Source organism: Pigmentiphaga litoralis (genome assembly GCF_048632615.1).
Lineage (GTDB): Bacteria > Pseudomonadota > Gammaproteobacteria > Burkholderiales > Burkholderiaceae_B > Pigmentiphaga > Pigmentiphaga litoralis_B.
Window position 1 is genome coordinate 3,385,878 of record NZ_CP184479.1, and the last position, 14,142, is coordinate 3,400,019.

Genomic DNA, 14,142 nt, shown 5'->3' on the forward strand with positions numbered 1-14,142 from the left:
CATGCTTCACCGATAAAGGAACTGTTTGTGGCTCGCATCGAATCCGTCTCCGTTTGTATTGCCAGCGTGCCGCTGGACGCCCCCGTCACGTTTTCCACGCGCACCGTGCGCGCGCGTGAATACTGCCTGATCAAGATCCGGTCGACGGACGGGGTGGAAGGTCTTGGCTATTGTTATGCCGTCAACACATCAGGCCGCGTACTGGCGGTCGCGGTGACCGATCTTCTGGGTCCGATGCTGGTCGGACAGGAATCCTTGCGGGTCGAAGGCCTGTGGCAGGAGATGTATCACGAGGCCCTGCTGCAGGGGCGAACGGGCGCCGTCATGCGTGCGATCTCCGCCCTCGACACGGCGCTGTGGGACCTGAATGCGCGCACTGCCGGGCTGCCTCTCTATCGCTATCTCGGCGCATGGGCGCATGACCGTGTGCCCGCCTATGCAAGCGGCGGTTATTACTGGCCAGGCAAGACCAACGACGATCTGGTCGAAGAAATGGTCGGCCATGTGCGCAACGGTTTTACCGCGGTCAAGATGAAGACGGGCAAGCTGTCGCCCGGAGAAGAGGCGGCCCGCGTGGGCGCCGTGCGAGAGGCGATCGGCCCGGACGTCCTGTTGATGCTCGACGCCAACAATGCCTGGAAGGACATGGCGACGGCGATGTCGCACATGCGTCGGCTTGAAGCGTTCGATCCCTACTGGATCGAAGAGCCGTTCTCGCCGGATGACATTGACAACCATATCCGCCTGTCCAGGGCCACCACGGTAACCGTCGCAACCGGCGAGGTCGAGGCAGGGCGGTGGCGCTTCAAGGACCTGCTTGAACGCGGAGCCACGACGCTCTTGCAGACCGATGCGACGGTGTGCGGGGGCATTACGGAATGGCGGCGCATCGCGGCCACGGCAGCCAGCTTCAGTGTGCCAGTCGCGCCGCACGCCTGGCACGACGTGCATGTACATCTGGTGGCGTCGGCGCCGAACGCGACGTTTGCAGAGTTCATGCCCGACGATCACGTGGTCAACTTCCGGCGCTTGATCGACACACAGATCGTGGCTGAAGGCGGGCAATTGCTGTTGCCGCAAACGCCTGGGCTGGGTTTCGGTTTCTCGCCTGATGCCCTCGAACGCTATGGCGTCGTCCAGACAGGCGAACGTGACCGCTGGCAAACCATTCGCTGACGACACCACTTCATAAAAAATCTGAGGAGACACCACCATGAACCCTTGCCGCAGCCTGTTGGCGCTGCTTGCCTGCTCGATGCTGAGCCCCGTCACGGGCTGGGCGCAGGCCGCCCCCTATCCGACCCAACCCGTCACCATCATCGTGCCATTTCCTCCGGGCAATAGTGGCGACGTGCTATGGCGCACGTTGGGTGCGTCGCTCAGCAAGGAATGGGGAAAGCCCGTGGTGGTCGAGAACCGTCCAGGCATTGGCGGCGCATTGGGCGCGCAGCAAGTCGCACGCGCCAATCCCGACGGCTACACCTTGCTGCACGGGTCGAGCGGGCCGATCGCGATCAGCCCGCAGATCAACAAATCGGTCACCTACGACCCGCGGAAGGACTTCACGCCCATCATGCTGGTGGCGGGTGTCTCGCAAGCCATCGTCGTGCGGGCCGACTCCCGATTCAACACCATTCAGGAACTGATTGCCGCAGCCAAAGCCAATCCGGGCAAGTTGAACTATGGGTCGGGCGGCAACGGATCGACGCAGCACTTGACCGGCGAACTGTTCAAGCAGAGCGCCAAGGTGGATATCACTCATGTGCCGTACAAAGGAGCCGCGCCGGCCTACACGGATCTGCTCGGAGGGCAGATCGACATGGTGGTCGACTCCATCTCCACGGCAGTGCCCTACGTACAGAGCAAGCAACTGCGTGTGCTGGCGGTGTCCACAGCCCAGCGTGATCCGGCTGTGCCCGATGCGCCAACGCTGGCGGAAAGCGGGCTGGCGGGTTTCGACGTATTGGGCTGGATGGGACTGGTCGGTCCCCCAATATGAAACCCGACGTCAGCAATGCCATCAATGCCGCCTTGAAGCGTGCGATGGCGCAGGCGTCAGTGCGGGATACGATGGCGACCCTCGGAATGCAGGCGGTGGGCGACAGTCCGGATGCCTTCGGCAAATACATTTCCACGGAGTACGACCGGTGGGGCAAGGTCATCAAGGCATCCGGGCTGAAAGCGGAATGACGGAACGTGCGCGGTATGTCGCTCAAGCCCTGAACGATGTTGCGGCATCGCTGCTGATCGTTGCCGGGATGCCCGCGGACAAGGCAGCGGCCGTCGCCGATGTGCTGGTGGATGCAGACCTGATGGGCCACGCCACGCACGGTCTGCAATTGCTGCCGAGTTACCTGGAGCAGATCGCGTCGGGCGGCATGACGCTATCGGGCGATCCCGACATCCTCTCCGATCACGGGGCGGTCGTCACGTGGGACGGCAAACGCCTGCCTGGCGCATGGCTCATGCAGCAGGCGATTGCCGTCGCAAGCGAACGCGCGCGCCAGTTCGGCATCGGTGCGGTAAGCGTACGCAACAGTCATCACATCGGGGCGCTGGCCACCTATGCGCGCCGGGTGGCCGAGCAGGACTTGGTGCTGCTGCTCATGTCGTCGGCGCCAGCCGGTGCAAGCGTGGCGCCGTATGGCGGGACGCGGGCCGTGTTTTCGCCCAGCCCAATAGGTGTTGGCATTCCCACAAGCGGCGACGCAGTCGTGGTGGACGTATCGACATCGATCACGACCAACACCCTCACGTCGCTGCGAGCACGGGCCGGCGAGCATATGCCGGGCGACTGGTTGCTGGACGAAGCAGGGGTGCCCACCAATGATCCGGCCGTTGTCATTCCGCCCCGCACCGGCACCATTCTGCCGCTTGGCGGGATGGATGCGGGCCACAAAGGCTATGGGCTTTCATTGATGGTCGAATCGCTGACCACCGGATTGGCCGGTCACGGGCGAGCCGAAAATGCGGAGCGGCTGGGCGCCACGCTATTCGTTCAGATCATCGACCCACGTGCGTTCGGTGGCATCGCCGGTTTCACGACGCAGATGGACGCACTGACGAAGCAGTGCCATGACAACCCACCCATCGACGCATCGTGTCCGGTTCGTTTGCCGGGTGAACGCGCCTTGCAACGCAGGCGCAGCCAACTGGAACACGGCGTTGAACTGGACGAACGCATCATTGAAGGGCTCGAAGCGTGGGCGCGGCGTCTGCAGGTGACCTGGCCGCCTGGATCTGCCGCAATCCGTTGACGTCTGGCGCACGATACCTGCCATGGTGCGATGGCGGGGGCCGCGTTGGGGCAGGGCGTGTTTTCCATTGCGTTTCCCCCTGATTTGACGGTAGCTTGGACGCCACCCGTTTGCTGGAGCGTTCCATGCACCGCCGCGCATTCATCACGTCCGCCGCCTCCGTGATTACCCTGCCTGCCTGGGTGCACGCGCAGGCGCAGCCATCGTCCCTAGCTCCCCTCAAACCCGCCCCGCCTTCCGACCACGCGTATCACAGCATGTCGAAGGGCGGCGCTCCGCATCATCTGACGCCGGCAGAAGAAGCCCAGCGCGTCTTCGACAGCCCGGCGCCGGCGGGGCCGTCAGGCCGGTGGGAACCTCGTGCCGCCATGCCCATCCCACGCAGCGAAATGGCCTGGGCGACCGCGTGGCAGGGACGCATGCATGTCGTCGGAGGTTACGGTGAAGGGCGCTTCGACCGCGCGTATCACACCATCTACGACCCTTCTGCCAACGCCTGGTATGACGCCGCACAGGTTCCGCGCGGCGCCAACCACATTGCGGTCGTGGCCGACGCCGGCCGCGTGTATGCGCTGGGCGGCTTCATCGAACAGAACCGCCGCTGCGACAACAAGGCGTTCTTCTACGACGTGAAAGAGGACCGCTGGTTCGACATCGCCCCGCTGCCACGACCCCGCGGCGCGGCCGCTGCCGTGGTCATGAACGGCAAGGTGCACCTGATCGGCGGCGCCACCGACCCCGCAGCCGAACGCGCCAGCATCGCCTGGCATGAAGTCTACGATCCGGTCACCGACACATGGGAAATGCGCCGGCCGATCCCCGCGGCCCGCGACCACGTGGGATGTGTCGCGTTCGGCAACGCGATCCACGTGGTCGGCGGCCGCTTCAACAACTTCCAGTTCAACACCGACCTGCACCACGTCTACGACGCCCAGAAAGACACCTGGGACCTGCGCGCGCCCATGCCCACCGCGCGGTCCGGCCACGGCATGGTGGTGTATCGCAACCGGATTTTCTGCATGGGCGGTGAAGGCGGCATCTTGCAGAACGGCGTGCCGGTGGTCGCTGCCATCTACGGACAACTGGAAAGCTATAACCCGGCAACGAACACCTGGCAACGCCACGCGCCAATGATCAGCCCCCGCCACGCTGTCGCCGCCACGGCGATCGGTGACTGGATCTATGTGGCGGGCGGGGGCCGGTACTTGGGGGATCGTTGCAATCATCGGTACACGAAGCGTTTACCTTGGGCTGAGCACTTCCGCTCGGCCATCAACACAACCTGAAGGACACTGCAATGCGCGTTCTGCTCTCTACCCTTACCGGTGTTGCCCTCTGTGTGTGCGCGGCGGGTGCGCGTGCCGACGATATCAAGGTGCTCACGACCGGCGCATTCCGGCAGGTGGTCGTGGCCATGGTGCCCGTGTTCGAGCAGCGCACCGGCCACAAGGTCACGGTCGAAAACGACACGGCTGGAGGACTGGCCAAGAAGATCGACGCGGGCGCGGCGTTCGATGTGGTCGTGCTGACGCCAAGCCTGATCAAGGACCTGGTGGCGAAAGACAAGGTCGCGCCCAATAGCGTGGCGAACCTGGCTCGCGTCGGGGTAGGCGTGATGGTGCCGATGGCCGGCGCGCCCATGCCGGCCATCGGCACCGTGGAAGAGTTCAAGAAGACGCTGCTGGATGCCAGGAACGTGGCATACATCGACCCGGCATCGGGCGGGTCGAGCGGGATCTATCTGGCGCAGCTGTTCAAGGAATGGGGCATTGCCGACCAGATCGCGCCCAAGGCCGTACTGGTATACGGTGGGTATGTGGCGGACCGGCTGGTCAAGGGCGATGCCACGCTGGGCATCCACCAGATCAGCGAGATCGTCCCGGTAAAGGGAGTGACGTTGGTCGGCCCGCTGCCTGCGTCCATCCAGAATTACACGACGTACACGGGCGCTGCCGCAAAGTCTTCGCAGCACGCCGGTGCGGCGCAAGCTTTTCTGGATCTGTTGACCGGGCCCGAAACGGCGATGTTGATGAAGGAAAAGGGAATGGAGTCGGTGGGGAAGCATTGACCAAGCTTGAACCAGGTCGCCGACGATCACTCTGTACGTCGGCGACGATCCCATCATGACGGGGCATCTCTCTTCTTTCTTGCAAGGTCGACCGATAGCCAAAAAACGCCTGCGGTAGCACTGACCCCGGCACCGAGCACACAGACGCCATACCAGCCTGCGTGCGCGAAGGTGACGGTGGACGCAAGGGCGCCCGCGCCGCTGCCGACCGAATAGAAAAGCATGTAGGCGCCGACAAGACGGCTGTGATCACCTGAACGGTCGCGAAAAATCAGGCTCTGATTGGTGACGTGCAATGCTTGCCCGCCCACGTCCAGCAGGACGATGCCAACAATCAGCGCCGCGAGCGACGATTCCATGTGCGACAGGGGCCACCACGCAACGAGCAACAAGGCCAGGGAAAATCCTGTCGCGACCTGTCCGTGTCCGGCATCGGCCCACCGGCCGGCACGTGTTGCCGCCAGCGCGCCTATCGCGCCGACCAGACCCAGCGCGCCGACGGCGACGTGCGACAACGAGAAGGGCGGCGCGGTAAGCCGCAGCGCCAGCGCACTCCAGAAGATATTGAAGGCCGCGAACATCAGCATTGCCAGCATGCCGCGCCGTTGCAGCAGGCGGTCATGGAATAGCAGGGTGAACATGGATGCGATCAACTTCAAGTAGCTGACGGCCTGCTGTCCCGCCCCTGGGCGGGCGAGCGCGGGCAAACGGCGCAGCAACGGCGGCGCCAGCACGGCCATCATGAACGCGGCAGCCACATAGACTCCTCGCCAGCCTGCGACATCGCTGACCCCGCCCGCAACGACCCGCGCCAGCAACAGTCCCACAAATACGCCTCCTTGCGCTGCCCCGACGACACGACCTTGCTGAGCCGGTGGCGCTGCGCTTGCCGCATAGGCGATCAGGCCTTGTGTCATCGCCGTACCCAGCAAGCCGACGCCCAGCATGCCGGCAAGAAGGGCAAGCGTCGAAGGCGCTAGCGCGACCATCAGCAATGCTGCGATCAACGCCAGCCATTGCACGATCATCAAGCGCCGCCGATCGACGCGATCTCCCAACGGGACCAGCAGGATCAGGGCCAACGCACATCCGACTTGCGTTGCAGTGATGACGCCTCCGATGGCGCTGAGTTCGACGGTGAAATCCGACGCGATGGCGTCGAGCAGGGGTTGCGCGTAGTAGACGTTGGCCACGCTCATGCCGCTGGCGATGGCGAAGAGAACGACCATGCCGCGCGGCATGTCGCTGGATGCTTGAATACGGGGCACACGCTATCCTTCAAGGTGGTTTCAAAACAAAACCGGTTGTAGGATAGGCAAGCTGGTTTTAAAATGCAACTGGAAACGCCAAAAGTGTCAAGGAGCCTGTATGCCGCGTGCACCTGCTGTGGACGAGAACCAGGATGCTGTTGAAACCTGCCCGGTCGCCCGCGCGGTCGATCTGGTTGGCGACCGATGGTCATTGCTGATCGTGCGCGACGCGTTTGATGGCACGCGGCGCTTCGGCGATTTCCAGCGCGGCCTCGGCATGGCGCGCAACATTCTGGCGGATCGGCTGCGCAAGCTGACCGACGCCGGAATTCTGGATCTGCAGGCCGCTTCCGATGGCACGGCCTACCAGGAATATGTGCTGACCCCCAAAGGCCTCAGCCTTTTTCCGCTCGTCGTGGCCTTGCGGCAGTGGGGAGAGCGGCACCTGTTCGCGCAGGGTGAACGACACTCGACCTTGATCGATACGCGAACAGGCAGGTCCATCCCGTACATGGCGCCGCAGTCCAGTGATCACACGATGCTGACGCCGGCAAGAACGCGGGTCAGGAAAGTGGAGTAAGAGGTGGTCCCCGTCCCGCTAATGCCGTATACGAAGCCGCCTTCAAAACAGATGCCGGATCCCCAGATCGAACCCGAATTGCCCATACCCCGGCGTGGTCGCGTTGATCATCTGGTACTGCGCGCCGTTGCGATTGTTGATCTTCGCAATCGAGCTATACACATTCGTACGCTTGGATAGCTGGTAGGTATAGCCAAGCGCAATATGCGTGGCCTTGGCATCAGCGTTGGCGATCTTGCGTTGATCATCGGCATACGTGACCGCGCTGTACACGGTGTGCTTGCCGATCGGCACGCGCGCGCCCACGCTGTACAGATTGACGTTGGTGTCCTGCTTGGTCACGCCGGGAACGCCGTTCAGGTCGGACCGCAGCCGCTGGATGTCGCCAAACAGCACGACCGGACCCAGGTCGTAATTGGCGCCGAGCATGGTGCCGTAGCTGGTCGCCGTGCCCGCCGCGTTGTTGCTGTTGTAGTGACCCAAAGACGCTTTCAAGGCGCCGCTTTGATAGAGCACGGCGGCCGCGTACGACCGGCCGGCCGACGTGCTGAGCGTGCTCTCGCCGGCTGAGTACATGATGGACGCGGTCAGGCCCGCAAAGGTTGGCGTCTTGTAGATCGCGCTGTTGTTGCTTCGGGTAAAGCCGTTCTGAAGGTTGATGGCCGCGCCCATCATGCCGACGCCGAAGGTGTCGCTGGTCAGGAAGGTCATCGAATAGAAGGGGGTGTACTGACGGCCCAGGCTCAAGGATCCCAGCCTGGTGTTTTCGATGCCCACGAATGCCTGACGGCCGAACAGCGCGCCCAGGGTGGACGTGCCGTCATCGGCATTGATGCCCATCTCCAGGGTGTAGAAGGCTTTGTTGCCGCTGCCCAGGTCTTCGATGCCGCGCAGGCCCAGGCGTGAGCCGGACTGCCCGCCGCCGGTAATGCTTTTCTTGCTGCCGCTGCCTGTGACCGGATCGGACTGGTACACGAAGCCGGAATCGACAATGCCATACACCGTGACATTGCTTTGCGCGTGGGCGCTGGTGAACGCGGTGGAAGTCAGGGAAGCGCAGGCGAGCGCGAGCGTCGCGGTTACGCGAGTAGTCATGGTGTCTCCATCGACAGAATGAGAGGGGCGTAGCGAGCCCACGCCGGCGTTCTAGGGACGCCGTGCGTGGATCGCCGTGACCACACCCACTTGTGATGGGAGCCGCGCTGTCTTTGTTTGGATGAATGATGCGCCAGCGCGGCGGTCACGACAGCCCGCACTGTACGCAGCGCCGACCGCCATGCCTATGACGCTGCGTACAAGGCTGCATGACCGTGCGTGCATCAATGAAGGGTTATCCCTTCATGGTGATCGCCGCCGTGACAGGACGGTCAGAACGGCATGGCGGTCGACGACGCCGCGCTGCCCGCGGGCGCCGGGCTGTTGCAGAACGACGGGTTGTATTGATAGACCCAGTTGGTCTTTGGAACAGCCGTGGGAGCGACCCAGGAACTCATCTGCGTCATCGTCGTGAAGATGAGTTCCGACCGCTGCGTGACCTTGGTCGTGAAGTCGCCGCCCTTTTCTTCGACCTTGAACGACGCTTCGGCCACGGCTGGCGTGGTCGCGCTGGCGTTCAAGTACCAGAGCGACACCGAGAATTCGGCCGACTGCTGGCCGATGTCGCTGATCGCGCCGTCATACGTCTTCTCGTAGATCGTCAGCCCACTGACGATCGCCATCGGGGCGTCGCTGGTCACGCTCAGACCGGTCGCGGTGGGGTACAGATCCTTGACGTCCTTCATCTTGTTCAGATTCTTGCCCGTCGAAAAGTCCTGCTTGGTCGAACGCGAATAGGCGACGGCCGAGGCGGTCTTGTCCACCTCGAATTTCGACGACGCGCCGCTCTCGCTGCCTTTGATGGTGACGCCCGCGGCAGCTGATTGCGATGTCGAACGGAACTTGAGTGTCGATTCGCGCTTGCTGTCCACCCGTTCGCGGAACGAGTATGACTGTGCGCGCAGCTCGCAACTTCCGGGTGAGTCATAGAACCGCACGGTGCGTTCATCGTTCTTGGCGAAGGTGCCGGTCACGGTGCGGTCGAAGCCGGCCGATGCCAACGCGGCTTTCAGGTCGGCCAGGTAGGCGTTCGATGCGTTTTTCGGCTGATCCGCAAACAGTGAAGGGCTGAGCAGCACCTTGTATTCGCGCGACGTGGGCACGTCGGCCTGCGCCAGGCCGGACACGGCCAGCGACCACCCCAGTACCACCCCCACTACCCCTGTCTTGATCGACATCATGTTCTTCTCCCCTTGAATTGCGGACACCCGCAGGGGAGAGCATGGGGACGACATGTGGCGTGGTTGTGGCGGCAACCTGACAAAAAGCTGAACGACTGTTGGCCTCGCGTTTCTGGAATTCCGAAATTCTGGCGTCGACCGCACCGTTATTCAGATCATTACGGAATTCCGAAACGAAACGATCAAGAATTGCTCAAGCGACCTGATTGCTACCCTCAAAGAAAGCCGATCCACCGCCCCGCCACCAGGACGGCGATCCACGTCACCACCGAGACCACGGCCAGCCCGCGCACGATTCCGTGGATGGGTCCCCCTGCCACCGCCTGCCGGTAATGCCCGTTTCCATGCTGCAAGGCTACGTTGACCAGCGCGAAGGCCAGTACGCCCATCTTGATCAGGAACGCAGTGTTGCCCGCGTATTCAGCAGGCTTGACCGAAAACAGCCATGCCCCCGTAAGCAGGGCGACCCCAAGTCCACACGCTGCCGCGCGCGTCAGGAAGGGCGCCAGCACCTGCACTGGAAAGGACCGAAACAGACCCGCCAGCCGCAGGTCCAGCGGCAGGATGGCGCCGACGAGCATGCCGATGCCAAGGATGTGCGCGGCGTTGACGAACAGGTAGGCGGTGCCGGACCGGGTCAGCCAGACGGCGCCAGGCCATGCGGCAAGGGTGTCGAACGGGTCCACGTGAAAACGTGTCTGCGACCGACTACCTGGCCTGGATCCGCTCCGGATACATGTCGAAGTTGCGGCCATCGAGCGTGATGCGCACCGCCTTCATCACCTTGTCCTTGGGATTTTGCGAGCGGTTGCCAAGCACCTTGATGGTGTCGCCGGTTTTCGCCGACTGGCCGGTAAAGCCGGATCGTTCGGTCTGGTTCGGGTTGCCCAGGTCGATCTGCCAGACGACGCCATCGGTGGCCTTGACCTTCAGGGTGGGGTGCGGGGGCGCCATCGAAATCGACTGGATCGTGCCCGACAGTTCGGTCTGTTCGCCTTCGGCCCACGACCAGCCATGGTGGGCAAGGGCGGGCAGCGCGGCGCAGGCGGTCAGGGCGGCGGCGGCCCATTGCATCAGGTGGCGGCGCGCGATCGTGCGGGAAGTCGGGATCGATGTCATGGAATGCTCCTGGGCGATGCGCTCGTCAGGTCCAAGCGCGAGAGGGGCACACGGGTCGGGCGACTGTCCGACGGGGCCCGCGTGCCGTCATGACCATGCTAGCAGGTCATTGCGCTCCGACCGGCACATAGGCGTCCCGGTTGTCGCGCAGCCAGGCGTGGGCCAGTCCGCTCTCGTGTTCCGACGGATGAAAGTCGCTGGAAAAATACCGTCGCCACGCTTTCAGGTTGGCGCCGAACAGGCCCTTGCGGCCAAGCAGCAGCCGCGCGGCGCTGGCCCACGTCGAACGTTTCCACAGCTGCTTTTCTTTGTTGAGATTCGCAACGGTCTGGCGCAGCAGGTCGCGCAGGAACATGGAGGTCGTGACCGCGAACCAGCGCTTGCGGGCTTTCTCGGATCCCCCTGCCGCGCGGTACAGATCGAACGCGGTGGTCTTGTGCTCGGATTCTTCGGCGGCATGCCACAACCACATTGTTTTCAGCCGCGGCTCGGCGCCGTCCAGCACCTCGGGATGGGCCAGCAGCCAGTCCGCGAACATGGCGGTGAAGTGTTCATTGGCGGCCGTGACCGCGAGGGCATGGCGGGGGTCCAACCCATCGAGCCGCGTCGCGCGTTTGGCGGCGCGGGGCGTCCAGCCGTCCACCAGTCCCTGCCGTTCAAGGTGGGCGTTGAACAGGCTGTGGATGCGCCGGTGCGTGGCTTCCTGGCCGACGAAGCCTTTGACTTCGGGCTGCCAGCGCGCATGCGCGTCGGGGGGCAGAGTGGCCAGCACGCCACGCAAGGCGTCGATGAAAAACTGCTCGCCGAACGGAAAGCTCATCGACAGCGCATTGAAGAAGGCGGTTGCGAACGCATCGCCGCCGCACCAGGTGCGGGGAATGGGCGGTTGCAGGTCGATCAGCAGGCGGCGGACGACAAGATCGGTCATCGAAAAGCTCCTTCATGACGCGCGGCATGATGTCGGGCGGTTGGTACGATCGCGTACCAACATGATGCGATCGACATCTGGTACTGTCAAGTACCAATCTACTCATGATGTCATGCCATGGCTTTCGCTACATCCCACTCCGGGATTGACATACCCGGCTCTTCCGCACCGGCTGCCGTGCCGCATGAGCACTACCTGCGCCTGCTCGCCGGCATGGCGCAGGCGCTGGCCGCCAAGGGCTACGCGGACACCAGCATTGCCGACATCGTGCGCGAAGCGGCGGTGTCGCGCCGGACCTTCTACGAGCATTTCGAGACCAAGGCGGACTGCCTGCTGGCGTTGTACGCAATGGCCAGCCAGCAGGCGCTCGCGGCGTTGCAGGGGGCGGTCGACCTGTCGCGCCCGTGGCAGGATCAGGTCGAGACCGCGCTGACGGCCTACCTGGATTTTCTGGCGCAGGACCCGCGGCTGCTGAAAACCCTGTTTGTCGAAATCCTGGGTTGCGGCCTGCCGGGTCTGCGCGTCCGGCGGCAGGCCAACGCGCAGATCGCGGCGTTCGTGCAATCGGCCACGGCGGATGCCGACGGCCGTACGTTGCCGGCCGATATGGCGATGGCGGTCGTTGGCGGTATCAACGAGTTGATCTTGCAAACCATCGAGGCGGATGCGTCGTCAGGTCTGCGCCATCTGGTCGGGCCGGCAACGCGGCTGGTGATCGCCGTCGCGGGGAAGGGACGGACTTAGGACACCCGTCCCCCCTTCCAGCCATCACAACGCCAGATCGGCGTCGGTCTGCTCTTTCTTGCGTTGCGGCACGGTGCCAGTGGGCGGTGCGGGCGGCGGGGTCATGTCGATCGCCGGAGGCGGGGTCAGCTGCAAGGTGGCCGCCGTGGCGTTCCATTCCTGTTGCACCTTGGCCGGGCTGCCATTGAGCGTCGTGCCGTAGCTGGGCACCAGCTCACGCAGCTTGGCTTGCCAGGCCGGCGATGCCACCTTGTCCTTGAACACCTTGCCGACCAGGTCAAGCATGATCGGCGCGGCGGTCGACGCGCCGGGCGATGCGCCCAGCAGGCCGGCGATGCTGCCGTCGGCCGAGGTCACGATCTCGGTGCCGAGCTTGAGCACACCGCCCTTTTCCTTGTCGCGCTTGATGACCTGCACACGCTGACCGGCCTGCCACAGGCGCCAGTCTTCTTTCTTCGCATTGGGGAAGTATTCCTTCAGTGCGTTGAAGCGGTCATCATCGGATTGCATGAGCTGACCGGCCAGGTATTCGACCAGCGGATACTGCGCCACGCCCACTTTCATCATGGGCCAGACGTTGTGCATAGTTGTGCTTGTCAACAAGTCCAGGTACGAGCCTTCCTTCAGGAATTTGGTCGAGAAGGTCGCGAAGGGTCCGAACAGGATCACGCGCTTGCCATCCAGGACGCGCGTATCCAGATGGGGCACCGACATGGGCGGCGCGCCCACGGCCGCTTTGCCGTAGGCCTTGGCCAGATGTTGCTGCGCCACGGCGGCGTTTTCGGTCACCAGGAACGAACCGCCGACCGGGAACCCGGCGTAATCCTTGGCTTCCGGAATGCCCGATTTCTGCAGCAGGTGCAGCGCGCCGCCGCCTGCGCCGATGAACACGAACCTGGCGTCGGTTTGCGAGGTCTGGCCGTCTTTCAGGTTTTTGTATTCGACGCGCCACGTGCCGTCCTGGTTGCGCGTGATGTCCTTCACGTCGCTCGACGTCTTGAGCGCAAAGTTGGGCGTGCTTTCAAGGTGGCCAACGAACTGACGGGTGATTTCGCCGAAGTTGACGTCGGTGCCGATGGGCGTCCAGGTCGCGGCGATCTTCTGCGCGGGGTCACGGCCTTCCATCATCAGCGGGACCCACTTCTTGATCTGCTCGGGGTCTTCCGAATATTGCATGCCCGCGAACAGGGGGCTGGCCTTCAGGGCTTCGTAACGCTTGCGCAAAAAGGCGATGTCGTCATCACCCCACACGAAGCTCATGTGCGGCGTCGAATTGATGAAAGTGCGCGGATTCTTCAGGACGTTGCGATTGACCTGCGACGACCAGAACTGACGAGAGACCTGGAAAGCTTCGTTGATCTCGATGGCCTTGGAGATGTCGACCTTGCCGGTCTTGTCTTGCGGGGTGTAATTCAGTTCGGCCAGCGCCGAATGGCCGGTTCCGGCGTTGTTCCAGCCGTTCGAGCTTTCCATGGCGACCTTGTCCAGGCGCTCGACCATCTCCATGCTCCAGCCCGGCTCCAGTTCGTGCAGCAGGACGCCCAGGGTGGAACTCATGATGCCTCCGCCGATCAGGAGCACATCGACCTTTCGGGTTTCGGCCGCGTGCAGGGGCAGGACGGCCACCGACGCCACCAGGCCCAGCATGGCCGGGATCATACGCTTCAACATTGATTGACTACCTTCTGAACAGATACGACTTGGACGAGTCGGCAGGCAACCACCTGGGACTCGTTTGATCTGTCTCCTGCACCGGCTTTGGGATTTCAAGAAATACCGTTAGCGTCCGGCGCAGCGCGATTCTGGGTTCGTGCGCTGCGGGCCGGCACTCGGAGCCCTGGCGAGCCTATGTCGCGGGGCGGCCCGGTCAGATCCGGGCGAATGAAAAGCGGCGTTGTCGTCAACGCCGCATGAAACCTA

Annotated in this window: 15 protein-coding genes; 8 read left to right on the forward strand and 7 right to left on the reverse strand. The window is 63.4% G+C overall.

The features are described 5' to 3' along the window. Positions 1-27: 27 nt before the first annotated feature. The 6 genes from ACNANG_RS15435 to ACNANG_RS15460 all read left to right on the forward strand — a co-directional run bounded on the left by ACNANG_RS15435 (position 28) and on the right by ACNANG_RS15460 (position 5,325). Positions 28-1,176, forward strand: coding sequence for a mandelate racemase/muconate lactonizing enzyme family protein (locus tag ACNANG_RS15435; RefSeq protein ID WP_420223717.1), 1,149 nt, complete (start codon positions 28-30; stop codon positions 1,174-1,176). A 37-nt stretch (positions 1,177-1,213) separates the two neighbouring features. Next, entirely contained in the window at positions 1,214-1,999 is a 786-nt protein-coding gene (locus ACNANG_RS15440) for a Bug family tripartite tricarboxylate transporter substrate binding protein (protein ID WP_420223718.1), read from the forward strand. Further along, the gene (locus ACNANG_RS15445; protein WP_420223719.1) at positions 1,996-2,190 is read left to right on the forward strand and encodes a hypothetical protein; all 195 of its coding nucleotides are present in this window, start codon (positions 1,996-1,998) and stop codon (positions 2,188-2,190) included. The genes ACNANG_RS15440 and ACNANG_RS15445 overlap by 4 nt, the downstream gene beginning before the upstream one ends. Next, on the forward strand, positions 2,187-3,257 hold the full coding sequence (locus ACNANG_RS15450; protein ID WP_420223720.1) for an Ldh family oxidoreductase: 1,071 nt from the start codon (positions 2,187-2,189) through the stop codon (positions 3,255-3,257). Before ACNANG_RS15445 ends, ACNANG_RS15450 begins: the two co-directional genes overlap by 4 nt. Before the next feature lie 125 nt (positions 3,258-3,382). Further along, on the forward strand, positions 3,383-4,543 hold the full coding sequence (locus ACNANG_RS15455) for a Kelch repeat-containing protein (protein WP_420223721.1): 1,161 nt from the start codon (positions 3,383-3,385) through the stop codon (positions 4,541-4,543). A gap of 11 nt (positions 4,544-4,554) precedes the next feature. Continuing rightward, a complete protein-coding gene (locus ACNANG_RS15460) occupies positions 4,555-5,325 on the forward strand; it encodes an extracellular solute-binding protein (protein ID WP_420223722.1) in 771 nt (256 codons plus the stop codon). Between the two features lie 53 nt (positions 5,326-5,378). Here ACNANG_RS15460 and ACNANG_RS15465 read toward each other — a convergent pair whose 3' ends face one another. Next, on the reverse strand, positions 5,379-6,566 hold the full coding sequence (locus ACNANG_RS15465) for an MFS transporter (protein WP_420227552.1): 1,188 nt from the start codon (positions 6,564-6,566) through the stop codon (positions 5,379-5,381). A gap of 127 nt (positions 6,567-6,693) precedes the next feature. On the opposite strand from ACNANG_RS15465, the gene ACNANG_RS15470 reads away from it, so the two are divergent. Then, a complete protein-coding gene (locus tag ACNANG_RS15470) occupies positions 6,694-7,155 on the forward strand; it encodes a winged helix-turn-helix transcriptional regulator (protein ID WP_420223723.1) in 462 nt (153 codons plus the stop codon). 42 nt (positions 7,156-7,197) lie between these two features. Here the strand turns inward: ACNANG_RS15470 and ACNANG_RS15475 are convergent, their stop codons facing one another. The 5 genes from ACNANG_RS15475 to ACNANG_RS15495 form a co-directional block, all read right to left on the reverse strand. Further along, the gene (locus ACNANG_RS15475; RefSeq protein ID WP_420223724.1) at positions 7,198-8,250 is read right to left on the reverse strand and encodes a porin; all 1,053 of its coding nucleotides are present in this window, start codon (positions 8,248-8,250) and stop codon (positions 7,198-7,200) included. Positions 8,251-8,522: 272 nt separating this feature from the next. After that, positions 8,523-9,431, reverse strand: a complete 909-nt coding sequence (locus ACNANG_RS15480; protein ID WP_420223725.1) for a hypothetical protein — start codon at positions 9,429-9,431, stop codon at positions 8,523-8,525. 215 nt (positions 9,432-9,646) lie between these two features. Then, the gene (locus ACNANG_RS15485; protein WP_420223726.1) at positions 9,647-10,117 is read right to left on the reverse strand and encodes a DUF6644 family protein; all 471 of its coding nucleotides are present in this window, start codon (positions 10,115-10,117) and stop codon (positions 9,647-9,649) included. A 22-nt stretch (positions 10,118-10,139) separates the two neighbouring features. Beyond that, the gene (locus tag ACNANG_RS15490; RefSeq protein ID WP_420223727.1) at positions 10,140-10,550 is read right to left on the reverse strand and encodes a DUF6152 family protein; all 411 of its coding nucleotides are present in this window, start codon (positions 10,548-10,550) and stop codon (positions 10,140-10,142) included. A gap of 106 nt (positions 10,551-10,656) precedes the next feature. Then, entirely contained in the window at positions 10,657-11,478 is an 822-nt protein-coding gene (locus tag ACNANG_RS15495; protein WP_420223728.1) for a metal-dependent hydrolase, read from the reverse strand. 117 nt (positions 11,479-11,595) lie between these two features. On the opposite strand from ACNANG_RS15495, the gene ACNANG_RS15500 reads away from it, so the two are divergent. After that, positions 11,596-12,222 (forward strand): TetR/AcrR family transcriptional regulator, encoded by a 627-nt coding sequence (locus ACNANG_RS15500; RefSeq protein WP_420223729.1) that lies wholly within the window; start codon positions 11,596-11,598, stop codon positions 12,220-12,222. A 24-nt stretch (positions 12,223-12,246) separates the two neighbouring features. On the opposite strand, the gene mqo is transcribed toward ACNANG_RS15500, so the two are convergent. Further along, positions 12,247-13,893, reverse strand: coding sequence for a malate dehydrogenase (quinone) (mqo, locus tag ACNANG_RS15505; protein ID WP_420223730.1), 1,647 nt, complete (start codon positions 13,891-13,893; stop codon positions 12,247-12,249). Between the last annotated feature and the right edge of the window lie 249 nt (positions 13,894-14,142).

Coding starts and splice junctions, on each gene's coding strand:
- ACNANG_RS15440 (WP_420223718.1), top strand. CDS start 1,214: ATGAACCCTTGCCGCAGCCTGTTGGCGCTGCTTGCCTGCTCGATGCTG.
- ACNANG_RS15445 (WP_420223719.1), top strand. CDS start 1,996: ATGAAACCCGACGTCAGCAATGCCATCAATGCCGCCTTGAAGCGTGCG.
- ACNANG_RS15450 (WP_420223720.1), top strand. CDS start 2,187: ATGACGGAACGTGCGCGGTATGTCGCTCAAGCCCTGAACGATGTTGCG.
- ACNANG_RS15455 (WP_420223721.1), top strand. CDS start 3,383: ATGCACCGCCGCGCATTCATCACGTCCGCCGCCTCCGTGATTACCCTG.
- ACNANG_RS15460 (WP_420223722.1), top strand. CDS start 4,555: ATGCGCGTTCTGCTCTCTACCCTTACCGGTGTTGCCCTCTGTGTGTGC.
- ACNANG_RS15465 (WP_420227552.1), bottom strand. CDS start 6,566: ATGCCGCGCGGCATGGTCGTTCTCTTCGCCATCGCCAGCGGCATGAGC.
- ACNANG_RS15470 (WP_420223723.1), top strand. CDS start 6,694: ATGCCGCGTGCACCTGCTGTGGACGAGAACCAGGATGCTGTTGAAACC.
- ACNANG_RS15475 (WP_420223724.1), bottom strand. CDS start 8,250: ATGACTACTCGCGTAACCGCGACGCTCGCGCTCGCCTGCGCTTCCCTG.
- ACNANG_RS15480 (WP_420223725.1), bottom strand. CDS start 9,431: ATGATGTCGATCAAGACAGGGGTAGTGGGGGTGGTACTGGGGTGGTCG.
- ACNANG_RS15490 (WP_420223727.1), bottom strand. CDS start 10,550: ATGACATCGATCCCGACTTCCCGCACGATCGCGCGCCGCCACCTGATG.
- ACNANG_RS15495 (WP_420223728.1), bottom strand. CDS start 11,478: ATGACCGATCTTGTCGTCCGCCGCCTGCTGATCGACCTGCAACCGCCC.
- ACNANG_RS15500 (WP_420223729.1), top strand. CDS start 11,596: ATGGCTTTCGCTACATCCCACTCCGGGATTGACATACCCGGCTCTTCC.
- mqo (WP_420223730.1), bottom strand. CDS start 13,893: ATGTTGAAGCGTATGATCCCGGCCATGCTGGGCCTGGTGGCGTCGGTG.